This window comes from Alcaligenes sp. Me129 (assembly GCF_050487245.1).
Taxonomy (GTDB): domain Bacteria; phylum Pseudomonadota; class Gammaproteobacteria; order Burkholderiales; family Burkholderiaceae_B; genus Alcaligenes; species Alcaligenes phenolicus.
In genome coordinates this window covers 83590-108220 of the sequence record NZ_JBKQGX010000004.1, presented here as the reverse complement: position 1 = coordinate 108220, position 24631 = coordinate 83590, and the positions used below count along the sequence as shown (strand labels likewise).

Sequence of the window (24631 nt, the reverse complement as noted above, 5' to 3'; positions counted from 1 at the left end):
CGCGACTCAGGTCGCCAGATGGGCGGCGACATTGCGCAGCATACGGCCCAAATCCTCGCGCTCATTCGGATTGAGCACCGACAGAGCATCATCAATCATTTCTTTGGCGGCGGGCCAGACTTGCGCATAGCGCTCACGGCCCGTTTCGCTCAGGTACACACGCATATAGCGGCTGTCGTTTTCGTCCGTGCGGCGCTGCACCAATTCGCGTTCTTCCATTTGGTCAATCACCCGGCTCAAGACCGGCTGATGTACCACGATGGCCTTGGCAATTTCCCCGATGCTGCGCCCGTCCTTATCCCACAGGTACTGCAAGACCCGAAAGTGCACATAGGTCATATTGTGTTCACGCAAGGTGGTCGATCTTAGCGTTTGGTCCAACTTGTAGATAATGTTGGCCATCTGGAAGGCCAGATTGGTTTCTACGCTGCTGTCAGGGATGGAGACGGGAGTTTTGCTCATAATGCCTTGGGAGAGTCAATCCTGCGCTTGTCGCTCCATGAAATCGGAGCGACAAGCGGACCGTCAGTATACTAGCAGAGCTCTGCCTGGACGGTTCCCGTAGGCGTGTGACTGGCAGCGCGGAAAATCTGCGCGTAGCTCCAGGGATTGGCCATGGCAGAACGCACGACCTGAGTACGCACGGCATCGGGCAAGGCGCTGATCTCACCATATAGACAGGACCACTTCTGGCAGTGCTCTACAATCTCGCGCTCGTTGTTTTCCCAGGCTTCCAGGGCTTCGGGGATATCGCGGGCATCCTGCACCTTTTCCAGGAACGTGGCCAAAGCCAGGCCATTTTGCATGGCCATGCCCCCACCCTGCCCCAGGTTCGGCGGTTGAGCGTGGGCGGCGTCGCCCAAAATCGCGGTACGGCCACTGGACCAGGTTTTGCAGCGCGTCACACTGTAACGACCCCAACTGACCGGGCCATCTGCGCGTTCAATCAAGTGTGCCCAGTGTGGGAACAAGGCAGACCAGTATTCCTTGTCGATCTGGACATTGCTGGCACGCACATCGTCGTACGGGCACGTTAAGGCCAGATAGGTTTGGGTTTCGCTGACGGGCGTAATCAGCAAGCGATGCAGACCGTTCCAGTTCTCGATGTATTTTTGAGCGTCTTGCTCTGAGGTGTCGTCTGGCTTGCGGGTGATCATGGTACGCAAGGCCCCTTCGCGGGTTTGCTCGTGCACCAGTTCCAGACCGAGAGATTGGCGGATACGGGACCAGATGCCATCAGCACCCACGACCAGATCGGCACGTAAACGCTCGCCCGAGGCCAGTTGAACTTCGCCGCGTGCGCTGGCGGCGATGACTTCCACATTCGTGCGTACCTTTACGCCGGCGCGTTTGCCCGCTTGCTCCAGGGATTTCAGCAGTTGCGAGCGCATCACGGTAATCAGACGGCGATCGGGCGGTGTGGGGCCGCAATCAATGACCTCGTTACTCAGATCGCGCTGCTCAAAGTGACTACCGTAGAAAGCGCCTTCAATCGCTTGCTCGTACGCTCCCAAGGCTTTGAGAACGCGCAGGCCGTTTTCCCAGATATAAATACCGGAGCCATTGGCGCGCAATTCAGACTGGCGCTCCAGCACAGTGACATCCCAGCCGCGTTGAGCCAAAGCGGCGGCGGTTGCCAAACCACCCAGGCCACCGCCTGCGATCAAGGCACTTAGTTTTTTATCGGACATGCTGGTTTCCTTAAACTTGCGCCCACAAAGGCAAAGAGTGATTGCTATCCAGAACGCGGTCGCCAGCCAGAGTCACGTACCACTCGCTGAGCAAACCGTCGGGATCACGCAAGAAGAAAGCGCGCTTCCAGGGCAGGTTCACATCGTGAACGGGAGTGATGTTCCGGGCTTTCAGGCGCTCCAGCGTTTGTTCCAGATCCTGGACGCTGGCCAGCTCGAAACTGCCATGCGAGAAGGAGGCTTCTTCATCACGTACCAGGATCAGGCTGTAATCATAATTGGCCAGACCGGCACGCAAGTAGACAACCTGCTCGTTTTCATAAACCACTTCCAGACCACCGACCTCGGTATAGAAGCGGCGCATGGCATCCAACTGAGCGGTACGCAGCACGGCATGGGTGACTCGACGTGGTTGTACCGGGGCGTCGGCGACTGTTTCCAGAATGGGGTTGGAGTCGTAGCGGCCTTCGGTAAAAGGCTCCTGGCCTTCAGGATCCCAGCGACTGGTCAGCAATTCCATAGGGCCGCCCAGCACGCTGCGCCAGTCTTTAATGGTGTCGCAGTAGAACTCGTTGTAGTTGCCATCGGGGTCAAACATATAGACGCTATGGGCAACCTGATGGTCCACTGTCATGTCAATGTCGCGCCCCTGCTCTTTTGCGCGCTTCCAGCCGGTAACCAGTTCAGCTTCGTTTTCCAGCTCCCAGGCAAGGTGATTCAGACCGGGCTTCAGCCCAATTGTGCCGGGCAGTTGCAGCAGACCGTCACGGCCATACCGGTTCACGCCTTTAGTCGTTTCCATCATGCCCAGATCATGGGGCGTGTGGCCGGTGCCCAAAAAGGTCGCCACCAGATCCGGCTCGGTAAATTCCACTTTCAGGCCGCAGACCTGGCTGTAAAAATCTTCACCGCGTTGCAGTTCGTCAACCCACAGGTTGACGTGGCCCAGACGGCGGGGCTCAAAGCACGCGGTCTGGATGGAGTGGGAAGTTGCTTGTGTCATAGTTTCTCCTCCTGGGTATGACGATTCATGGTCTGCAACACGGCTAGCGTCAATGCGCTGTCGCTCTGCTCCAGATCCATCAAGACGTTGAAATGATTACGGTTTGGCACGGCCATGCTTTGCACCACGCAGCCCGCCAGCTCGCATTGGCGGGCGTAGTGACGGCTTTGTTCTTGCATGACGGCAGGTTCCAGTGCCCCCCAGGCCACCAGCACGGGCGTTCCCCTTGCTGGTGGGTGCAAGGCCGGGCTATAGCGTTGGGCTTGTTCTTCGTTCAGCTGCAGCCAGTCATTCACGGCGGTCTGCAAGAGGGGATGCAAATCCATGACGCCGCTGATAATGCTGGCGCTGTGGATCAGACGTTGTTCACGTCGGGTATCGGCCGCCAGCAACATGCCGCTTAAATGGCCCCCAGCCGAGCTGCCACTAATATGAATACGCTGTGGGTCGCCATTAAATTGCGTCGCGTGCGCGTGGACCCACTGCAAGGCGCGTTCGCATTGCGCCACGATCTGCGGCAGGCGGTAAGCCGGAGCCAAGCCATAGTCCAGGCAAATCACCGTGGCACCGGCGGCATGCAGGCTTTGCGCCATCATGGCCGAGTCATCCTTGGACAACATGCGCCAGTAGCCCCCATGAATGAACAGGTAAACCGGGGCGCCAGCCTGGCTGGCGGCATAGATATCCAGTTTTTCTGTCGGGTCATCGCCATAGGCGTGGGTGCTGAAACAGGCTTCCAGGGCTACACGAGCCCGTTCACTGGCCTGCTTGTAGGTGGCCATCTCAGCGTCAAAATCAGCCACCGAGGCCTGGAGCCGGTATTGCTCCAGGTCTGCTGGATCGAAAACAAGTTTGTTCATTGCTTATTCCGCCTGCGCCGAAGGCAAGCGATTCAATAGGAGGAAACCGATGAAAACCAGCACTTCCACCACCAGGAAGCTGCCAAAGGCCCAGATGTAGGAACCAGTCAGGCTCAGCAAGAGGCCCAGCAGGGACGGCGCGACAAAGGTGGCGAACACACCGCCCATTTCGGCATAGCCAGCAGCGCTAGGGCCCAGGTTCACGCCATAGCGCTCCCCCACGTAGCTGAAAATGGCGCCACCATGAAAGACCCCTACGCCGCAAAGAATGGCCACGATCAGCAGGCCGCTGTAGGGCAATGCCTGCCAGGCAACCAGAACACAGGCGCTGGCTGCCAGAATGGTCAACCACATGCCCACACGCATTACCCCAACACGGGTGAAGCGATCGCTGACATAACCGCCCAGAATCAGGAAGAAGACTTGGGACAAGCCCATGATGGTGCCGAACAAGGGAGCCTGTTCGGGGGCCATTTTCTGCACATCAATCAGCGCTGGAATCAGCCAGGTCGCGGTTGCCGCAACCGAGAACAAAGCCCCAAAAATGGCCAGAATGCCTACCCATATCCAGGGGCGTGCGGCGATGGAGCGCAACACACCGGCATCGGTTTTGATCTTGTCGTGTGGATCTTGATAAGGACCGGCGCGTACCACCAGCTGCGTGATTAAACAGGCACTTAAGGTCAGCCCGCCCAGGACCAGGAAGAAAGCACGCCAGCCATGGGCCATGGCGTAAGGCAAACCCAAGGCAAAGTCCAGGGTAATGGCCAGCGAATAGGCGGCCAGAATAATGCTCAGCACCAGACCCTGGCGGCGTGGCGCAAACCACTGCATGACGATTTTCATGGACCCGACCCAGACTGCAGAGTCAAAAAAGCCCACAACCAGACGCAGTAAAAATAGCTGCGTGAAATCCTGTGCCTGAGTCTGCAGCAGCATCAGCAAGCCGCTGCCACCCAAGCCAATCAGGTACAAACGGGCCGAGCTCATGGAGCGACCACGTGGTGCCCAGAACAACATGCCCAGTGCAAACGAGACACCGAAAGCACCCTGCACCAGCCCGGCTTGCGCGGGGCTCAGTGACAGGTCTGCCGAGACAATTTTGATAACAGCTGCAAAGCCGTAAAAGTCGGCCGCCAGGCACATTTCGCCCATCACGGCCATCAACAGCATGAGCAAGGCCACTGTGCCGCGTGGCTTGGCCTTGTCGAGCGGATTGCCCATAACCCCCTGTTCCACCATGTCATCCTCTCCTTTTGGATAAATGTTCAAGCTGAGTGTTTGTCAGGCACACTCTTCAATTGCTTTAAGCATGAAGGATTATGGTGATTTGGCTTAATCCATGTCAATACATATGTATTAGTATATACCCTATGATGAGGCGGCTTACGAATGGTGTATCAGGGTTTTTCTCAAGCCTTTTTCAGGGGCAAGGCCAGACAAATAGCGGCCAGCACAGCACAAACAACAGTCACGTCAGCCAGATTTCCCCACCAGGCCGACAAGGCCAAACCGATGCCTAGCAACAGGCTGTACATCAGGCCAAAGACAGCACCTGCCTTCCCTGCCACCGAGCGATAGTCCTGCAAGGCAGCCGACAAAAGATTGGGGATGGCGATGGCGTAGGCCAATGCCAGCAACATGGCCGGCAGCAGGAAAATCAGATGTGTTCCCGCCAACTCCAGGCCGGTAGCCGCCACGGCCAAAATCGAAATCCCCCGCCACACCAAATGCCGGGCACGGTGTCCTGCCGTCAGCCAGCGGCGATTCAGAAAAGCGCCCATAAAGGTTCCGGCAGCCAGTAAAAGGCCGGCCACCATCATGGGACGGTTATCGGAGCCCAGGCCTTCCAGCAGGAATGGTGCCCATTGGTAAAAGGAAAAAATCGTGACGTTGAACAGAGCCACCAGCATGGCGGACTGCCAAATTGCCGGGTCACGCAGCAAGCGGAACAGCACATTCACCATGCTGGCCTGGTTGTGTTGAAGCGGGCGGGTTTCAGGAAGCTGAAACAGGCAAGCGGCAAACAAGATCAAGGCCAACACGAACAGTCCCAGAAAGACGGGCATGAGATTTGCGCTTGTTGTCAGAGCGACGCCCATTGCCAGACCTAACAAGGGGCTTAATGCCAGAGCGGCACCTATGGTGCCAAAGATCCTGGCCAGATCTTCTGCCTGGTAGCGATCGCGCAACATGGTTTGTACACCGATCGAGCCGACCGCCGCTCCAAATGCACTGATCATGCGGGCAGCCAGCAAAACACCGAAGCTGGGGCTGAACACAGCCAGCAGGCAGCCCAGACCATAAACCGTCAAACCGGCCAGAACAGCGGGCCGACGCCCGGCCTTGTCGCATAGCCAGCCCCAGAACAGCACGCCTGCGGCAAAGGCTATGAAGTAGACCGATAAGGTCTGCCCGGCGCGGCTGGCCGACACGGAGTAACTGTCGGCGATCAGGGGTAAAGCCGGGCTATAGGCGGTTTCCACCACCTGCGGAAACATGATCAAGGCGATCATCAAGAATAGGAAACGAGACATGCAAACCACACTGAATTGGGAAAAAAGAATCAGCGTAAGTCTGGCTGGATTTTTCTATTACAAGTATTCTGATAAAAAACCCATGAAATCGGACAATCATGCCTTTTTTAGATGCTAATGATCCTTTTCCGGATCTGACGGGACGTCATGCCCTGGGTATTGCGGCGCAACTGGCGCAACACGACTCCGGTCTGCACCAACATCCTTGGGGGCAGATTTTGTACACCCGTAGTGGCTGCATCAGCGTAACGCTGGATCAGCAACTGTGCTTGCTGCCACCGGGGCGTTTGATCTGGATTCCAGCCTTGCTTCCACATCAGGCCCGCATGAGCGAACAGGTGGAGTACCGCTCTGTCTATCTGGACCCGGAGCATTACCCGGGCCTGCCCGAACAGGTGCAGATTCTGGCAGCGAATGATCTGTTGACAGCCGTGCTGGACCGCATAGCCAAGGCGGATCTGGATGAGGATTGGGACCGGCCTCCCGGCCTGCATATGATGCAACTTCTATTGAATGAGCTGCACCGTGCGCCGGATCAAGCCCTGTTTTTGCCCTTGCCGCAAGATACGCGCTTAAAGCGCATACCTATCGATACTTTGCCGCCCGCCTTGCATGTGCTGGCGGAATATCTGGGGGCAGGAGAAAAGACGATCAGCCGCTTGTTCAAGCGTGACACTGGCATGAGTTATCAGCAGTGGCGACAGCAATGGCGGCTGCTCAAATCCATTGAGCAGTTGTCTACGGGTGATGCCGTGACCAAGATTGCGTTTGATCTTGGGTTTGCCAGCGACAGTGCCTTTATAGCTTTCTTCAAGGATCAGATGGGAGAGACGCCAAGCCACTACGCCAGACAGCCGGTTACATAAGGCAGGATAAACACTACTTTGGATACTGATTGTTTAGGCACTATGATCGGCCCTCTACGACTACAAAAAGAGAGAGGAGCACAATGACATTTTCATTTCGCCTGAGTCTGCTTGCGGCTAGTTGTTTGATGGCTGGCACCGCCATGGCTCAAGCCAGTTCGAGTCTTGTAGATCAAGCCTTGAGCAAAGCGGATGCCCTTGAACAGCAAGTCATCGAATGGCGCCGCCATATTCACCAGAATCCGGAGTTGTCCTATCAGGAACACAATACAGCGGCCTATATCAAGGCCGCTCTGGAGACCATGCCCGGTTATGAAATTCAAACCGGCATTGCTCAAACCGGGATCAAGGCCGTTTTGAAAGGCGGCAAGCCGGGCCCGGTTGTCGCCTTGCGGGCAGATATGGATGCCCTGCCTGTGCTGGAACGGAATGACTTGCCTTTCAAGTCCACCGCCAAGGGGCAATGGCAAGGCAAAGAGGTGCCTGTATCCCATGCTTGCGGCCATGACACCCATGTCGCCATGTTGCTGGGAGCGGCAAAAGTCTTTTCCGATATGCGTGACCAGTTGCCGGGCACAGTGGTCCTGTTGTTCCAGCCTGCCGAGGAGCAAGGCCCTAGTACGCCGCTTAGCGGCGCCAACGCCATGATGAAAGAAGGAGTGCTGGACAAGCCCAAGGTGGATGTGATCATGGGTCAACATATTGGTCCGGCCTTTCCGGCAGGTAGCATTGGCTATCGTCAGGGCAGCATTATGGCCAGTGGTGATGTGTTTACCATTACGCTGGACGGCAAAGGCGGTCATGGCTCTTCTCCCTGGAGTGCTAGTTCCCCCGTAGTCGCCGCGGCGGAAACCGTAACAGCCTTGAATAACATCATCGCTCAGCGCACCAACCCTCTGGATGGGACGGCTGTCGTCACTGTGGGGGCCTTGCAAAGCGGCAATCGCCCTAACGTGCTGCCTGAAAGTGCTCATATTTCCGGCACGGTCCGCTCCTTGTCCAAGATGAACCAAGCCACGGCCCATGATTTGATCAAGCTTTATGCGCAGAACATTGCCAATAGCCATGGTTTGAAATCCACGGTGAAAATCGATACAGGTTATGAAGTTCTGATCAGCGATCCTGCGGTGACTCAGCTTGTCAGCCCTGCCCTGAATCAGGCTACTGATGGTGTAGGTGCCAAGGAAGTGCCGCCAGGCATGGGTTCGGAAGACTTTGGGGCCTTCTCCAAGAACATTCCGCTGGTGTTCTGGCGCTTGAATGCCTCGCCTTATGCGGACAAGCCTGGCGCTCCCAACCATTCACCCGAGTTCATGATTGACGAGAAAGCACTGCGTATCGGTACGCGTGCCTTGGTGGCCAGCTCGCTGACCTACATGATCGACAACAAGAAACCTTGATGGCTTTTGGGGCTTGAGATGGGCATGCCTTGCCCATCCTGCTCCGATACGTTGCCCAAAAAAACCGGCTCACTGTTGCAGTGGCCGGCTTTTTCTTGCTGGAGCATAGCGAAATCATTCTTGAAATCTGAACACGATTTCATTTTTTTTTGATTGTTAATGAATTCTTTTTTGGAATAAATCCATTTTACGGGATTCTTGTTTTAAATTAGGCAATTAACCATTAAAAATAAAATTTATTTATTTTCCTGTTTTATTTTTTCTTGAAATTAAATTTTTTATAGAGGTGCTATTATCGGCAGACCTTTAACCATGAAAGGAAGAAGCCTTATGACGCATCCATTTCGCTTAGGTTTGCTTGCTGTCAGTTGTTTCGTTTCAGGTCTTGCCATCGCTCAGCCCACTACCCCCACTCTGATTGATCAGGCTTTGCAGAAAGCAGATTTGCTGGAGCCGCAGATCATCAGCTGGCGCCGCCATCTTCACCAGAATCCCGAGTTGTCCTTTCAGGAACACAACACGGCCGCCTACATCAAGGCAGCACTGGACACCATGCCTGGCTATGTCATTCAGACCGGAGTGGGTTAGACAGCAGGCATTAAGGCCGTATTGACGGGTGGACAGCCCGGTCCGGTCGTCGCCTTGCGGGCGGATATGGATGCCTTGCCAGTCGAAGAAATCAACGATCTACCCTTCAAGTCCACTGCCAGAGGGTCATGGCAAGGCCAGGATGTTCCCATTTCTCATGCCTGCGGTCACGATACTCACATGGCCATGCTATTGGGGGCTGCCCAGGTGTTGTCCGACATACGTGCCGATTTACCCGGCACGATTGTCCTGATCTTTCAACCCGCCGAGGAAGGCAATCCGACACCTGGAGGGCCCACAGGTGCGCGCGTCATGATGGATGCAGGTGTCATGGAGTCGCCCAAGGCGGATGTGATCATGGCCCAGCATATCGGTGCCGGTTTTCCCTCCAAGGAGATTGGCTACCGCGAAGGAGTCATGCTGGCTAGCGGCGATGGTTTCAATATCTCTTTGCAAGGTGAAGGGGGACATGGTTCCGCTCCTTGGAGAGCCACCTCGCCTTTGACGGCTGCAGCCGAAATTGTGGTTTCTTTAAATAACATCATTGCGCAGCGTACCAATCCGGGTACCGGTACAACCGTTGTTTCTGTAGGCAAGCTGCAAAGCGGCTTTAAAGGCAATGTCTTGCCAGATACCGCGGTTCTTGAAGGTACTATCCGCTCCTACTCACCCAGCAACCAGCTTATCGCCAAGGATCTGGTCAAGCGCTATGCCGAGAACATTGCGGCCAACCACGATGTCAGCGCGACAGTGAAGATCAACAGCGGGTATCCCATTACCATCAGTGATCCTGCTACGACGGCGATGCTGTTACCTGCCTTCGAGCTAGCCGCTGACGGTGCCGGAGTACGCGAAACATCTCCAGCTATGGCGTCTGAGGATGTAGGTGTTTTTGCCAATGACATCCCTCTGGTTTTTTGGCGTCTTAACGCTACGCCGTATGCCGATAAACCTGGAGCGGCAAATCATTCACCCGAATTCCTGATTGACGAGAATTCATTGAAAATTGGAACCCGTGCATTATTGGCAAGCTCTTTGACTTATATGATCCAGAACAATAACCCTTAATTTCTTTTTCATTTCCTGATTCAGAACAAGTGCATATTAGTGACTTGTTCTGATGAATTAATTTCGTTTCCTCAAAGGCCGATTCGCTTTCATGGTGATCGGCCTTTTTTTAAAGGGATGGAGATGACAAAATTTTCTGATACTTCCGAACGCAGCCAAGATTTAAGCCAGGGGCAAGATAGTGGGGTTGAGTTGCTCAATCTGATCATGGCGTATTCCATTTCAACCTCGGTACGGGCTGCTGCCCAGTTAGGGCTGGCCGATCATCTGAGAAACGGGTCCAAGACGATTGACGAGCTGGCTCGCTTGACCCATACCCAAGGCATTCATTTACAGCGTATCTTGCGTGTCTTGTGTGCCAATCGAGTCTTTAGGGAACAGCCGGTAGATACCTATCAGTTGGACGAACTGGGTAAGCAAATGCTGTCTGACTGCCCTACCCGGCTGAAAGATGCGGCCCTGATGCTGACAGACGCCGCATTTTTGCACTGCGCCGGAGATCTGGCCAAGGCGGCGGCCGGCACCCCCATTTTCCGCGAGCGCTTTGGACATGGTTTTTTTGAACACTGGGAGGACAAGGCCATTCATGATGTTTTCCATCAAGGTGTCGCCGGGCTGTCCATGGCCTCTAATCATCTGCTGATCGAACAGATCGATGTTCCAGAAGGCGCTACGGTGGTGGATGTGGGCGGTGGTATTGGTGGTTTACTGCTATTGATTCTGCAACAGAACCCCAGCGCCTATGGGATTTTGTTCGATCAGGCCCAGGTACTGGATAATTCGGTGCTTCCAAACTTGAATCAGCCTGAACGCTGGAAACTGGTCAGCGGCGATTTCTTCGAGAGCTGCCCAGCCGGCGATATTTATCTTCTGCAGATGATCATTCATGACTGGAGCGATGAGCAAGGCATCACCATCTTGCGTAACTGCAAACGCGGTATGTCTGAAAATGGTCGCATTCTGATTCTGGAAAGCGTCATCGAGCCGAATAATCAGCCAGATGGCGGTAAATTGCTGGATCTGATCACCATGTGTGTGCTGGAAGACAGCCGTGAACGAACCCTGGCGGAATTTGAAGCTTTATTTGAGCAGGCTGGTTTGCGCTTGATACGCCGTATCCCCACAGCGGGCTTGTGTTCCATTCTGGAAGTGGGACACAAATAGTTCCCGCGCCTGAAAGAAAACCGCGCCTTGTAGGCGCGGTTTTCTTCGAGCATGCTTTTTAGCGGATTTCCAGCTTCTTGGCCCCTGCCCCACTCTTTTTCTTGGGCAGAATCAACTCCAGAACGCCGTTTTCACATTTTGCGCTTGCCTGGGCTTCATCAATGTCCTGAGCCAGGCTGAAACGACGTGTCTGCACCCCGTAATAGCGTTCACTGCGCAAGACCGTATCGCCGTCCTTTTCTTCCTGAGTCCGACGGCTTTCCACTCGGATAGAAACCACATTGCCTTCAACGCTGACATGCACGTCTTCCTTGTTGATACCTGGCACTTCCGCGCTGACTTGATAGGCCTCTTCGCTCTCGCTGACATCCAGACGAATGGCGGGCGGTGTATTTCCGGCCAGGGAGCCGACAACAGGAACGCGTCGGAAGATGTCTTCAATATCTCGCCACGTGTCCAGGCCTGCCAGATCACCAAAGGGATTAAAACGTGTCAAATTATTTGCCATGCTTGATCTCCATTTTTCCTTTGCTGAGCCCTGCTGCAATGGAAGGCGTGGGCTCGGTCGCCTACATAAAAGGAGATGAGGCTAGTTCCCGATATTTCAAGTGCTTAGCTAAAAAAAAACCGCCTTGCTCCCTAAAGAGACAAGGCGGCCAAAGGTACGATCTTATGTTCTTTTAGCAGTGTTTCTACTTGTTCAGGTACTGCTTAAACTCGGTTTCGTGTGCAGCACAGGGGACTGTTCCGGTGCGGGGTGCTCATCAGCAATAATCGGGATCTCCTTGCCGTCCTTGTCCATGACCTTGCCGTTTTCAACATAGTCCCCTTCGTTCAGATTGGCCACGTCCGAGACCCGCAGATAGCGGCCTCCACCCGCAGCAAACACAGAGGGCTGATCCGGATTGCCCAGGGTGAAATGGTTGAACAGCAGGTTCAGCACAATCGCCACCAGGGCTGCCGAGCTGATGCCGGAGTGGAAAATCGTCGCAAACCAGGTTGGGAAGTGCTCGTAGAACTTGGGAGCCACGATAGGAATCATGCCGGCGCCGATAGCGGTGGCGACGATGATCAGGTTCATATTGTTTTCGTAGTTCACCTTGGCCAGCGTACGGATACCGCTGGCCGCGACGGTGCCAAACAGGACCATACCCGCGCCACCCAGTACCGCGGGTGGGACAGCGGCAACCAGACGGCCCATGATGGGCAGCAAGCCCAGTGCGATCAGAATCAGGCCACCAAAGGCTACGACGTAACGGCTTTTCACGCCGGTGACCGCCACCAGACCGACGTTCTGGGCAAAGGCACTTTGTGTGAAAGAGCCAAATACAGGGGCGATCAGGCTGGAGAGCATATCGGCACGCAGGCCATCACCCAGACGACGAGCATCCACTTTGGTTTCGATAATGTCGCCCACGGCCAGAATGTCGGCCGAAGTCTCCACCAGCGTCACGATGATCACAATGAACATGGAGATAATCGCGGCAGTCTGGAAAGTGGGCATGCCAAAGTGGAACAGGCTGGGCAAGGCAAAGACCTCGCCTTCGCTGACGGCAGAGAAATCTGCATGGCCCATGGCGACGGCAATGACGGTGCCGATAATAATGGCCAGCAAGATAGACAGGCGGGAGATCGTGGCGCTGCCCAGCTTGCTGAGCAAGAGCACGATCAGCAAGGTCATGGCGGCCAGGGAAATATTACCTACGCTGCCAAAGTCCGGTGCGGAAGGATTACCGCCCATGGCCCAGAATGCGGCCACTGGCATCAAGGTCAGACCAATAGTCGTAATCACGCAGCCCGTGACTAAAGGCGGGAAGAACCGGATCACCCGTGAAAAGACCGGCGTAATCAGCAGCCCAAGCAGGGACGCGACAATGACTGCGCCGAATACCGCTGGCAAACCGCCGCCCGTACCCAAAATGGCGATCATGGTGGCTACGCCAGAAAATGATACCCCTTGAACCAGCGGCAGACGGCAGCCAAAAAACGGCACGCCCAGCGTTTGCAGCAAGGTCGCCAGGCCGCCCATGAACAAGCAGGCGGTAATCAGCAAGCCGGTTTCATTGGCAGGCAGGCCAGCGGCCTCGCCAATGATCAGAGGTACGGCAATAATGCCGCCATACATGGTCAATACGTGTTGAAAACCGTAGGCAAGATTCGCGCCCAGGCCCAGATTCTCGTCTTCGGGGCGCTGCGCAGTCGCTGCATCCGTCGCCCTAGCAGGTGTTGTCATTGTTTGTCTCCGAAAATAAATAGGCAGGGCTCTAGAGGCCCTGTCACTACCGAACTCAAGCTGTCGCTACGGTATCCAGCACCTTGTCGCGCAAACGACGCGCAGCGGCTTGATGGCGTTGCATCAGGTCTTGCAAATCAATGCCGCAGGGTTGGCCGTCAATCACACGCCACTGGCCGGCGACCATCACGCGGTCGGCCCGGTCTGCGCCGCAGAGCAGCAAGGCCGCCAAGGGGTTCTCAGCGCCGGAAAAGCGCAATTCATCCAGGGTGAACAAGGCCAGATCGGCCTGCTGCCCGACGTTCAGGCCACCGATGTCCTCGCGTCCCAAACAACGGGCCGAGCCTTGAGTCGCCCAACGGATAACGGCTTGATGGGTAACCTGGCCCGGCTCGTAGCGCAGCCTGCCCAGCAAGAGTGCCTGTCGCATCTCTTGAGCCAGATTGGAGTGATCATTGGAGGCCGAGCCATCTACGGCCAGCCCCACGGGTGCACCAGCGGCTTCCAGCTCGATGGTGCGGCACAGGCCGCTGCCCAAGACCATATTGGACGAGGGACAATGGGCAATACCTGTGCCTGCCCGGCCCAGACGCTGGATTTCTTCGTCGTTGAAGTGAATGCCGTGTGCCAGCCAGGTGCGATTGCTTAACCAGCCCTGCTGATCCAAATAGTCCAGTGGACGCATACCAAAGAGGCGCTCGCAGTAGGCAGTTTCGTCGTCTGTTTCAGCCAGATGCGTATGCAGGCGTACGTCCTCGCGTTCAGCCAGCTTGGCGCTTTCGCTCATCAACTCGCGGCTGACAGAGAAAGGCGAACACGGAGCCAGGGCCAGCGTGATCATCGCCCCATCCTCGCGTTGGTGATATTGACGAATCAGGCGCAGGCTGTCGTCCAGAATGGTTTGCTCGTCCTGTACGACGTTTTGCGGGGGCAAGCCTCCCTGATCCCGACCCACACTCATGGAACCACGGGTCAATGCGGCGCGTACACCCAGGCGTTGAGCGGTTTCAGCCTGGCAATCAATGGCATGTTGCAAGGCGCCCGAAAACACATAGTGGTGATCGGCCACCGTCGTACAGCCCGACTGCAACAGTTCCACCATGGCCAGCTCGCTGGCCACCTGCATTTGCTCGTCGTCCAGCCCGGCCCACACGTCATACAAGGTGGTCAGCCAGGGGAACAAGGGTTTGTTCAGCGCTGGGGTATAGGCCCGTGTCAGGGTTTGGTAAAAGTGATGATGCGTATTCACCAAACCGGGCAGCAAAACGTGCCGGGAGGCATCCCAGCTTTGGTCGTAAGCCTGCTTGGGCTGCTGACCGGCGGCCACTTTTTCGATAATGCGGCTATCTTGCACCAGTACGCCACCGGCAGCTTGTGCATCTGAACAGGCCAGTGGATTGCGAATCCACAGGATCGGGGAACGGCTAGTCATTATTGTGTCTCCTGCGTTTTATTGCTTTTTATTGTTGTCAGTTCGACTAGCCGACCTATATACCTGCTGTGATAAGGGTTATTTGGAGCCTGGGCTTAGCTGTACCCTTTTTCGCTCCAAGCCTTGAGTCCTGCTAGGGCATTCATGAACTCTTATGCCTTCTATAAGGTTTGTCGTATAGAGATCAGCCCGTTTTTTTACGGTATTCCGGGACATAAAAAATTTGCTCAAAATCAGGATTTATCCTCTGGACAAAAACCTGGGACTATTGTCCTTTAATCACTTAAAGCCTAAATCATTGACTCGCTTAGGAATTTATTTATTGGCATAAAAAAACATATAAACCCGCATATCCAAACATTTTGACCGTGCCTGTTCAGTCGTGTTAATTGTGTCGCCAAGCGCATTAAAAGCGCCGTTGTGCTGACCTCGCACACATTATTCGGAGAACACATGCAGCATATAAAAATCAAACCCGGCGCACCCCTGGCCGAGCAAGCTGAAATCGGGCACAACCGATGGCACCCTGATATTCCAGACCTGACCAGCGTGAAGCCTGGCGAGGAAATGATTCTGGAGTGCATGGACTTTCTGGACGCCCAGATCAAGAACACGGACAGCGCCAACGACGTACGCGACGTTGACCTGACCCGCGCCCACCCATTGACTGGCCCCATCCACGTAGAGGGTGCTGAGCCAGGCGATATTCTGGTGGTGGATCTGCTGGATATTCGCGCCATTACTCCTGTCGGTTTCTCCGGCATTTTTGCCAAGGAAAATGGCGGTGGCTTTTTGGCCGAGCATTTTCCCGAAGCCGACAAGGCCATCTGGGACCTGCATGGTGTTTACGCCACCTCGCGTCACATCCCTGGCGTACGCATTGCGGCCATGATGCACCCTGGCCTGATCGGCACCCTGCCCTCGCACGAACTGCTGCGCGAGTGGAACCGCCGTGAAGCCCTGCTGGTGCCCAAGGGCCACGCCAACCCGCCCGATGCCAAAACCGCTGTATTGCGCGGCGTTAAAGGGGCCGAGTTTGACCGCATGGCGGCTGAAGCTGCCCGTACCGTGCCTCCACGTGAGCATGGTGGCAACCTGGACATCAAGAACCTGACCATTGGCTCGCGGATTTACTTCCCCGTCTATGTGAAGGGTGCTGGCCTGTCCATGGGCGACTTGCACTTCTCCCAGGGCGATGGCGAAATCTCCTTCTGTGGTGCCATTGAAATGGACGGCGCAGCCCACCTTGGCTTTGATCTGATCAAAGGTGGCATGGCCAAATACAATCTGACCGCGCCTATCTATGTTCCAGGCCGCCACGATCCCAAGTACGATCAGTGGATGCACTTCACGGGCATCAGCGTGGAAGAAGGCGTCAACTACTACCTGGATTCTACGGTTGCATACCGTCAGGCCTGTTTGGCGGCGATTGATTACATCAGCCGCACCACAGACCTGTCGCGTGCGCAGGCCTACATGCTGCTGACAGCGGCGCCGGTTGAAGGCCGTTACGGCGGTGTGGTGGATCTGCCTAACAGCTCCGCTTCTCTGGCATTGCCTACCGGTATTTTTGATACCGATATCCTGCCCAAAGGTGCCTTGAATGACGCGGCCCGTTTTGGCCGTCCAGGCACACGCTGTAATTTGACCTGATCGGTCTCCGGCCCTGGCTTCGTCTTGGAGTCAGGGCTTGCTTTACTCGGATTTGCCATGCCTTTGTACGACTATCTTTGTAATCATTGCCTGCAACGCAGCAGCCATTTGCGCAGCATTGCCACCCGCAACGATCCCCAGACCTGCCCTGCTTGTGAAAAAGGCAGCCTCTTGCTGCAACTGAGCGCGCCACGACGCCTGTTCAGCAAAGCCAGCCCCACGCGCGGTCTGACGCCTCAACAAGCTTTGGCGGGCAATAATGTGACCGGGCCCGGCACTCGTTCCAGCACCCGGAATTCTGTCATCCATACCTGTATGGGCCCTGGCTGCAGCGTTTGCGCCTAAATACAATTAGCCCCTTTGCAACGCAAGCTGTCAGCCTTGACAGGCCGCAACATTAACGTCGGCGGGCGTAGTTCTGGCTGAATTTGCCCAGACGGATGTGTTGGTTTTACGAGATTCACGCTCGGTAACATGAAACATTCTGTTTATAATCAAGAATCAATCTCATTATTACTGGGTGTTCATTATGTCGGTGTCCTCGTCTCTCGCCGCTAAGCGCCAGGTGCCTAGCGGCGTATCTTTTATGCCTTTAAGCAGTCTGGCAGTGGCTTTATTGTTGGCCTTCCCCTATCAGACGCAAGCGCAAGAGGTCGAGGAGCTGGACCGCATCGTGGTCAAGGCCGAGCAGGAGCTCAAGCAGACCTTGGGTTCTTCCATCATTACCGCCGAAGACATCCAGAAGTCCCCTCCCGCCAACGATATCTCCGAAGTTCTGCGCACCATGCCGGGCGTGAACCTGACAGGTAACTCGGCCAGCGGCCAGCGCGGTAATAATCGCCAGATCGACATTCGCGGCATGGGCCCGGAAAACACCATGATTCTGATTGACGGCAAACCCGTCAGTTCACGTTCTGCTGTGCGTTTCGGCTGGCGTGGCGAACGCGATTCGCGTGGGGATACCAACTGGGTGCCTGCCGAGCAGATCGAACGCGTGGAAGTGCTGCGCGGCCCGGCGGCCGCTCGCTACGGCAACGGGGCTGCGGGCGGTGTGGTCAACATCATCACCAAGCCTACGACAGACAAATTCCAGGGCACCTACTCCTTGTATGGCAACTTGCCCGAACATAGCGATGAAGGCGCCACGCGACGCATGAGCTTTGGCTTGAGTGGCCCGATCAGCGAATCTTTGTCCTTCCGTTTGTACGGGAACCTGAACAAGACGGATTCGGACGATCCGGAGATCAATAAAGGACACCAGACCGAGCGTGGTGGTGCCAATGCGAACAGCTTGCCTGCTGGACGTGAAGGCGTACGTAACAAGGACATCAATGGCTTGCTGTCCTGGCGTCCTGATAGCCGCCAAACGGTGGATCTGGAGGCTTCCTATAGCCGCCAAGGCAATATTTACACGGGTGATACCCAGAATACGAATACCAATGACGAGGTCAAACGTCAGTTGGGCGACGAGACCAACAAGATGTATCGCCAAAGCTACTCGCTGACGCATCGTGGCGACTGGAATGATAAGACGAACTCCCTGGCCTACTTCCAGTACGAAAAGACGCGTAACTATCGTTTGCTGGAAGGCTTGGCCGGAGGGACTGAGGGTGCTTTTAATGATCCATCCCGAGTCAAGGATGGAGGTTTCGGCACAGCGGACCTGACCACCATGACGGCCCACGCTGAGGCCAGCCATCAATTCAAGACCGGTAGCGTCGAGCAATACGCCACTATCGGTATGGAGTGGGTTGGGCAGGAGCTGAACGACAAGTCCTCGGACTTGGCACAACGTAACCCGACCCGTATTCCTGGTGTCCCCAACAAATACAAACCCAAGTCGCGGGCGAATATTTACTCGGTTTTCGCTGAAAACAATATTTATGCCACCGACAAGACCACGGTTACCCCAGGTTTGCGTTTTGACTATCACGACAAGCATGGCAGCAACTGGAGCCCATCGCTTAACCTGACTCATGCCGTGACGGATAACTGGCTCTTGAAAGCCGGTATCGCCCGTGCTTACAAGGCGCCTAACCTGTATCAAAGCAATGACGGCTATACCTTGTACAGCCTGGGTAACGGCTGCTGGGGCAATACCACGGGCAGTAGCACGGGTTGCTTCCTGCAAGGTAATTCGGACTTGAAGGCCGAAACCAGCATCAATAAAGAATTGGGTGTCGAGTACGTGGGTGAGAACGGCCTGGGTGCCAGCCTGACCTACTTCCATAATGATTACCGCAACAAAGTAGAAGCGGGCCGTTTTGCAATCGATAGCTTCACGGCCTTGAACAATCAACAATTGATTCTGCAATGGGAAAACATTCCCAAAGCCGTAGTTTCGGGTTTGGAAGGTAACTTGACGCTGCCTTTGGCCGAAAACTGGCTGTGGTCCACCAACTTCACCTACATGATCGAATCCAAGAACAAGACTACGGGTGAAGCGCTGTCCACTATCCCTAAATACACGATCAATACGACTCTGGACTGGGATGTAAATGCCGATTGGTCCTTGCGCGCCAAGGCAACCTTTTACGGCGAGCAAAAGCCACCGAAGTACGACTACTACGGTCAGCCTTTGACAGGTTCTGCAACCGACAAGGTGTCCCCTTACGCCTTGTTTGGTCTGAGCACGCAGTACAAGATCAACAAGCACTTCCGCATCAATGCAGGGGTTGATAACCTCTTTGATAAGCGTCTGTTCCGTCGCGGCAATGCCATCGGCGTGAACCTGGGTACCCCCAATTACATCTACGGTGCTGGGGCCTACACATTCAACCAACCCGGCCGCACTTTTTTCCTGGGCTTAAGCGGAACGTTCTAAGCGGTTTTATCTACAACTCAGGTATATAGCGCCCCTCCCTTTCCTGGAGGGGCGTTTTTTTGTGCCCGAAAATACAGCCGAGCGTCAACATTTCAACCTTTAAATGTTCTTTTTGACCTTCATCAAGACCGGAACTTTGTATTCTTCATATGCTTATAACTACAAATAATGTAAATGGGTTCAACCCAAGCATAAAAAAGGAAAACACATGATTCCAAGCGCCGAGCCCAAAAAGGGCAAGCGACGTTTTCTTAAGGAATTGCTGGGCCTTAGTGCCGGGGCCACGATTATTCCTATTCAGCCTGTTCAAGCTGCCATGAACAGCCAGCCTCCACGACGTAGCGGTGGGAAAGATGGGGCCCGCTACGGCATGGTGGTTGATCTAAGAAAATGTATCGGTTGCCAGGCCTGTACGGTCAGCTGTTCTATTGAAAATGCACCGCCTATCGGGCAGTTCCGTACCACGGTTCTGCAATACGAGGTGCTCGATGAACAGCAGCAGGCGGCCATGCTGAGCCTGCCACGCCTCTGTAACCACTGCGACAACCCGCCCTGTGTGCCGGTCTGTCCTGTGCAGGCGACGTTCCAGCGCGAAGACGGGGTGGTGCTGGTCGACAACGAACGATGTGTCGGCTGTGCCTACTGTGTTCAAGCCTGTCCTTACGATGCCCGTTTCATTAACCATGAAACACAAACCGCCGACAAGTGCACCTTTTGCGAGCACCGCCTGGAAGTGGGCTTGTTGCCCGCCTGTGTGGAAAGCTGCGTCGGTGGCGCGCGCGTCATTGGCGATATGAACGATGAAACCAGCACGATTTCCCAGTTGCTCAAAGAGCACAAAGAGGAAATCCGCGTACTCAAACCCGGCATGAATACCAACCCGCATGTGTTCTACATCGGTTTGCCGGACGAGTTCGTCGATGGTGTGGATGGTCAGGCCAGTGTGCGTCTGACCAATCAGTTCTAAGGGGCCGCTATGTCTATTATCGAAATTCTGACCCCCGCCTATGAAGTTGCCTGGTTACCTTGGGCGGTCCAATATTTTTTCCTGGTCGGTATGGCCGCCACCAGCACCGTCTGGGTATGGCGTTGCGCATGGTCCAGCGATAGCGCCTTGCGTCGTCTGGAGCCCGCTCTGATGATTGTGCTGCTGTGCAGCAGCATTGCCGCTCCCGTGTCCTTGCTGGCTGACTTGCACCAACCCGGCCGCTTCTGGCATTTCTACGCCCATTTCACTCCCTGGTCGTGGATGTCGCTGGGTGCCGTACTGCTGCCCCTGTTCGTCGGCCTGTCCATGGCTAACGTGCTGGCCTGGTGGTTGAACAAACGTGTCCTGTGGCGCTGGTTGAGCCTGGCTCTGCTGGTTTCGGCCTTGTCGATTCTGGTTTACAGCGGTTTTGAAGTGATGGTGCTGCGTTCACGCCCCTTGTGGAATACCGTGTTCTTGCCCATCAACTTCGCGTTGACAGCTGCTTTGGCCAGTCTGGGCGCTATTTTGCTGGTTGCTCGCTTCTTGCCCGGTGGTGTGGCCAATCTGCCGCTGGAGTACGTACGCCGCTGGTCTTTGGGGGTGGTTCTGACCTTGATCGTCGTGGCCCTGTTCTGGGTCGGCTCCGGTCTGATGGGTTACAGCCATTCTTTCGGTTCGGCCTGGGAACTGTTCCAGAGTTACCCCGTATGGCGTTTGGGCTTCCTGGGTTCTTCCGCGTTTGGCTTGCTGTTGCTGTATATGCTCAGCCGTCCAATCGGCACCCTGCAAGGCAATCTTTATAGCTTGTTCTGTGCTGCTTTCATGCTCGGCTCGGCCTGGGTGTTTCGCTGGATTATTTTCATGGCGGTACAGGGTGTGCCCAAATACGGCGCCGGTTTGTACCTCTACACCATGCCCTTAGGCAGCGATGGTCTGCTGGGGATGCTGGGTGTGCTGGGCTTGTGTATTGCCTTGCTCGCCGCCAGCACCACCCTGCTCTCTCTGTTCCCGGCCCGCCGTTCGTCTTTGACGGCCTAGGCCCTACAGACTCACTAGCTTTCAGGTACTTATCGTCATGAGCAAGAAAAAAGAAACCCCTAACCTGTCGCGTCGACAGGTATTGACCCGCGGCGGTGCTGCTGTGGGTGGTCTGGCTGCCTTTGCGGCTGGTTATAGTGACACGGTAGTCAAGGCGGTCCAAGGTCTGGGCCAAGGTACAGCCGGTGTGCCAACCGCACACGCAACCCGTGGCAACTCCTTGCAGGCTGAATTCCGTATTGATCCGATCACGGGTCTGCTGGATACGCAGCCCGGCCAGATTGTGAGCCCGTCCAGTTGCCTGGGCTGCTGGACGCAGTGTGGTGTGCGCGTACGTATTGATACGGAGAACAACAAGATTCTGCGTATCGCCGGTAATCCTTATCATCCTTTGGCAACCACGCAGTCTGCTCCCATGGAGCAGCCCGTACGCGAGGTTTACGCCATGCTGGGTGGTGAAAACGGCTTGGAAGGCCGTGCCAGCGCCTGTGCTCGCGGTGCCTCCATGCTGGAACAGCACAGCAGCCCTTACCGGGTTCTGTCGCCGTTGAAACGCGTCGGCCCCCGTGGGTCAGGCCAATGGGAGCGCATCAGTTTTGAACAATTGATTGAAGAGGTCTGCGAAGGCGGCGATCTGTTCAAAGAAGGTCATGTCGATGGTTTGCGTGCGATTTGGGATCACGAAACCCTGATTGACCCGCAAAACCCCGAGTTCGGTCCATTGGCCAACCAGTTGTTGTTCACGGATGCCGCGAACGAAGGCCGTACGCCACTGGTCAAACGCTTTGCCGAGCAGGCTTTTGGCACGATCAACGTCAGCAACCACGGTTCTTACTGTGGTCAAAGCTTCCGTGTCGGTACAGGCGCTGCCATGGGTGACATCAAAGGTATGCCTCATGGCAAACCTGACTGGAAAAACGCCCGTTTTGGCCTGTTTATTGGTGCAGCACCGGCTCAATCCGGTAATCCCTTCCAGCGTCAAGGCCGTGAGCTGGCAGAAGCCCGTTCGCGTCCTGAAAACACCTTCAAGTACGTGGTTGTTTCCCCGATCTTGCCAACGTCGTCCAGCCTGGCCTCGGGTAGTGGCAACCGCTGGCAGCCTGTTCTGCCCGGCACTGACTTGTCCCTGGTCATGGGCATGTTGCGCTGGATTCTGGAACAAGAGCGTTTTGATGCAGAACACTTGTCCCTGCCCCATGCGCCTGCGGAGCAGGACGAAAATACCGCTTCCTGGACGAACGCCAGCCATTTGTTGATTGCGGATCCTGAGCATCCTGGTTTTGGCCGCTATTTGCGCGGTAAAGACCTGGGTTGGGAAGTAGCTGAAGGCACTGAATCGCCCTTTATTGTTCAGGACGAACAAGGCGAACTGCGCGCCCATACCGATCTGGATCGCGCGACGCTATTTGTCGACCGTACCGTTGAGCTGGAAGGCAAGGATGTACGTGTCTGTACTGCGCTGAACATGCTGCGCGAGCGCAGTCAGGAAAAATCCATTGCCGAATACGCCAAAGGCTGCGGCATGGACGAAGAAACCCTGATCGAACTGGCCCGTGAATTTACCAGCTACGGTCGCCAAGCCGTGGCTGACGCACACGGCGGCACCATGAACGGTTCCGGTTTCTACACGGCTTACGCGATTGCCATGTTGAATACCTTGGTGGGTAATCTGAACCTGAAAGGCGGTTTGGTGCTGGATGCGGGCCCATTTGGTCCTTTTGGCCCCGGCCCACGCTACAACTTTGCTCAATTCCCCGGAAAAGTGGCGGCTAAAGGCGTGTCTTTGTCGCGACATCGCTTCGCTTACGAAAAATCCAGCGAATTCAAGCGCCGCCAAGCGAATGGGGAAGCGTTGTACCCCGCTCCTGCTCCTTGGTACCCCGCTGTAGGTGCCTTGAGCAGTGAAATGATTGCATCAGGCCTGAATGGCTATCCATACACCAGCAAAGTGTGGATCAACCACATGAGCAACCCGGTCTATGCGATTGCTGGCTTTAAAAATGCCTTGCTGCACAAACTGAAAGACCCTGCGGTTCTGCCCTTGTCGATTTCGGTTAATCCCTTTATCAACGAAACCAATGCCTACGCAGACTACATCGTGCCAGACACGGTGACTTACGAAAGCTGGGGGGTTTCGGCACCTTGGGCTGACGTGATCGCCAAGTCCTCGACCCTGCGCTGGCCTGTGGTCGAGCCACGAGTGGATCGCACGGCTGACGGTCAGCCTATCAACCTGGAAAGTTTCCTGTTTGCAGTAGCTTTGCGTTTGGGATTGCCAGGTTTTGGTAAAGGCGTTCTGAAAGACAAGGCAGGCAATGCCCACGACTTGCTGCGCGCCGAGGATTTCTATCTGCGGGGCATGGCTAATATTGCCTTTGGTGCTGGCCGCCCGGTTGGCGACGCATCCGACGACGATATGCGCATCACCGGTGTGGATCGACTTTTTCCTGACCTTCAAGCGCGTTTGCATCCTGAAGAGCAGCGCAAAGTGGCGATGTTGTTGACACGCGGTGGCCGATTCGACCGAATCGAAAACGCCTGGAAAGGAAATCAGCTGAAAAATCGCTACAGCAATGCTTTGCAGATCTGGAATGAAGACCTGGCCAAGATGCGTCACACCATGACGGGTGAACGTCTTAGCGGTTGCCCTACTTGGTACCCCACTCGTTTGGCTGACGGCAGCCCAATGCGCAAGCATTTCTCGGAACAAGAGTGGCCATTGCTGATGAGCTCCTACAAATCCAATTTGATGAGCTCCATGTCCATCGGGATGTCCCGCCTGCGCCAGGTCCACCCGCACAATCCGATTTCCTTGAATCTGGATGATGCGAAGAACATGGGCATCCGTAACGGCGATCGTATTCGTGTCAGCACACCAGGTGGTGCGGTTGAAGGTGTTGCTTTGGTGCGTGGCGGTATTATGCGCGGGGCCATTGCAATCGAACACGGTTTTGGGCATACCGAACTGGGTGCGCGTTCGCACCAGATTGATGGTGAGGCCATGCCTCACTTGAACGATCTGGCTGCAGGTGTGAACCTGAACGAATTGGGTTTTGCTGATCCAACCCGTGGCAATGGCCAGGACAACGTCTGGATTGACTGGGTTTCTGGCGCGGCCGTGCGCCAAGGCCTGCCAGCAAGAGTGGAGAAGCTGTCGGCTTAAAAGAAACACACCTCCATCAAACCATTGTTCAACGATAAGGGCGCCGATTATTCTTTGGGATAATCGGCCTCATCCGTTAGTGAACCAAGTTTAATGGCCCAAATGGCAAGGGTCAGCCCTCGAGGCGATGCCCTCTACCCC

The 24631-nt window shown here is 55.3% G+C and carries 20 protein-coding genes; 11 read left to right on the top strand and 9 right to left on the bottom strand.

Annotation, left to right across the window (positions count from 1 at the left end; genetic code table 11):
• Positions 1-6 precede the first annotated feature (6 nt).
• The 6 genes from ACLPGZ_RS05970 to ACLPGZ_RS05945 form a co-directional block, all read right to left on the bottom strand.
• Positions 7-462: a MarR family winged helix-turn-helix transcriptional regulator gene (locus ACLPGZ_RS05970; protein WP_009453901.1), complete on the bottom strand. Its 456-nt coding sequence runs from the start codon at positions 460-462 to the stop codon at positions 7-9.
• Between the two features lie 71 nt (positions 463-533).
• Positions 534-1691 (bottom strand): FAD-dependent oxidoreductase, encoded by a 1158-nt coding sequence (locus ACLPGZ_RS05965; RefSeq protein ID WP_429641065.1) that lies wholly within the window; start codon positions 1689-1691, stop codon positions 534-536.
• 10 nt (positions 1692-1701) lie between these two features.
• Entirely contained in the window at positions 1702-2694 is a 993-nt protein-coding gene (locus ACLPGZ_RS05960; protein ID WP_429641064.1) for a VOC family protein, read from the bottom strand.
• Entirely contained in the window at positions 2691-3554 is an 864-nt protein-coding gene (locus ACLPGZ_RS05955) for an alpha/beta hydrolase (protein ID WP_429641063.1), read from the bottom strand. The genes ACLPGZ_RS05960 and ACLPGZ_RS05955 overlap by 4 nt, the downstream gene beginning before the upstream one ends.
• Before the next feature lie 3 nt (positions 3555-3557).
• On the bottom strand, positions 3558-4796 hold the full coding sequence (locus ACLPGZ_RS05950; RefSeq protein WP_429641062.1) for an MFS transporter: 1239 nt from the start codon (positions 4794-4796) through the stop codon (positions 3558-3560).
• 170 nt (positions 4797-4966) lie between these two features.
• The gene (locus tag ACLPGZ_RS05945; protein WP_429641061.1) at positions 4967-6091 is read right to left on the bottom strand and encodes an MFS transporter; all 1125 of its coding nucleotides are present in this window, start codon (positions 6089-6091) and stop codon (positions 4967-4969) included.
• A gap of 98 nt (positions 6092-6189) precedes the next feature.
• Between ACLPGZ_RS05945 and ACLPGZ_RS05940 the strand changes: the two genes are divergently transcribed.
• The 5 genes from ACLPGZ_RS05940 to ACLPGZ_RS05920 all read left to right on the top strand — a co-directional run bounded on the left by ACLPGZ_RS05940 (position 6190) and on the right by ACLPGZ_RS05920 (position 11177).
• On the top strand, positions 6190-6957 hold the full coding sequence (locus tag ACLPGZ_RS05940; protein WP_429641060.1) for an AraC family transcriptional regulator: 768 nt from the start codon (positions 6190-6192) through the stop codon (positions 6955-6957).
• 83 nt (positions 6958-7040) lie between these two features.
• Positions 7041-8357, top strand: a complete 1317-nt coding sequence (locus ACLPGZ_RS05935; RefSeq protein ID WP_429641059.1) for a M20 metallopeptidase family protein — start codon at positions 7041-7043, stop codon at positions 8355-8357.
• A gap of 330 nt (positions 8358-8687) precedes the next feature.
• A complete protein-coding gene (locus tag ACLPGZ_RS05930; protein ID WP_429641058.1) occupies positions 8688-8945 on the top strand; it encodes a hypothetical protein in 258 nt (85 codons plus the stop codon).
• Positions 8946-8954: 9 nt separating this feature from the next.
• On the top strand, positions 8955-10013 hold the full coding sequence (locus ACLPGZ_RS05925) for a M20 metallopeptidase family protein (protein WP_429641103.1): 1059 nt from the start codon (positions 8955-8957) through the stop codon (positions 10011-10013).
• A gap of 123 nt (positions 10014-10136) precedes the next feature.
• Positions 10137-11177: a methyltransferase gene (locus ACLPGZ_RS05920; protein ID WP_429641057.1), complete on the top strand. Its 1041-nt coding sequence runs from the start codon at positions 10137-10139 to the stop codon at positions 11175-11177.
• 58 nt (positions 11178-11235) lie between these two features.
• Here ACLPGZ_RS05920 and ACLPGZ_RS05915 read toward each other — a convergent pair whose 3' ends face one another.
• The 3 genes from ACLPGZ_RS05915 to ACLPGZ_RS05905 form a co-directional block, all read right to left on the bottom strand.
• A complete protein-coding gene (locus tag ACLPGZ_RS05915) occupies positions 11236-11685 on the bottom strand; it encodes an Hsp20/alpha crystallin family protein (RefSeq protein WP_035273170.1) in 450 nt (149 codons plus the stop codon).
• A 192-nt stretch (positions 11686-11877) separates the two neighbouring features.
• Positions 11878-13410, bottom strand: coding sequence for a nucleobase:cation symporter-2 family protein (locus tag ACLPGZ_RS05910; protein ID WP_115633641.1), 1533 nt, complete (start codon positions 13408-13410; stop codon positions 11878-11880).
• A gap of 55 nt (positions 13411-13465) precedes the next feature.
• Positions 13466-14842 carry an 8-oxoguanine deaminase gene (locus ACLPGZ_RS05905; RefSeq protein WP_060185046.1) on the bottom strand — a complete coding sequence of 459 codons (1377 nt, stop codon included), beginning with the start codon at positions 14840-14842 and terminating at the stop codon, positions 13466-13468.
• Between the two features lie 453 nt (positions 14843-15295).
• Here ACLPGZ_RS05905 and fmdA point away from each other — a divergent pair, with 453 nt between their 5' ends.
• The 6 genes from fmdA (at position 15296) to ACLPGZ_RS05875 (ending at position 24490) form a co-directional block, all read left to right on the top strand.
• Positions 15296-16495, top strand: a complete 1200-nt coding sequence (gene fmdA / locus ACLPGZ_RS05900) for a formamidase (RefSeq protein ID WP_021446607.1) — start codon at positions 15296-15298, stop codon at positions 16493-16495.
• Between the two features lie 57 nt (positions 16496-16552).
• Positions 16553-16840 carry an FmdB family zinc ribbon protein gene (locus tag ACLPGZ_RS05895; protein WP_009453884.1) on the top strand — a complete coding sequence of 96 codons (288 nt, stop codon included), beginning with the start codon at positions 16553-16555 and terminating at the stop codon, positions 16838-16840.
• A gap of 241 nt (positions 16841-17081) precedes the next feature.
• Entirely contained in the window at positions 17082-19319 is a 2238-nt protein-coding gene (locus ACLPGZ_RS05890; protein ID WP_275424347.1) for a TonB-dependent siderophore receptor, read from the top strand.
• Positions 19320-19527: 208 nt separating this feature from the next.
• Positions 19528-20286, top strand: a complete 759-nt coding sequence (gene dsrO / locus ACLPGZ_RS05885) for a sulfate reduction electron transfer complex DsrMKJOP subunit DsrO (protein ID WP_035273177.1) — start codon at positions 19528-19530, stop codon at positions 20284-20286.
• A 9-nt stretch (positions 20287-20295) separates the two neighbouring features.
• On the top strand, positions 20296-21327 hold the full coding sequence (gene nrfD, locus ACLPGZ_RS05880) for an NrfD/PsrC family molybdoenzyme membrane anchor subunit (RefSeq protein ID WP_088452847.1): 1032 nt from the start codon (positions 20296-20298) through the stop codon (positions 21325-21327).
• Between the two features lie 37 nt (positions 21328-21364).
• Positions 21365-24490: a tetrathionate reductase subunit A gene (locus ACLPGZ_RS05875; protein ID WP_239055658.1), complete on the top strand. Its 3126-nt coding sequence runs from the start codon at positions 21365-21367 to the stop codon at positions 24488-24490.
• Positions 24491-24631 lie beyond the last annotated feature (141 nt).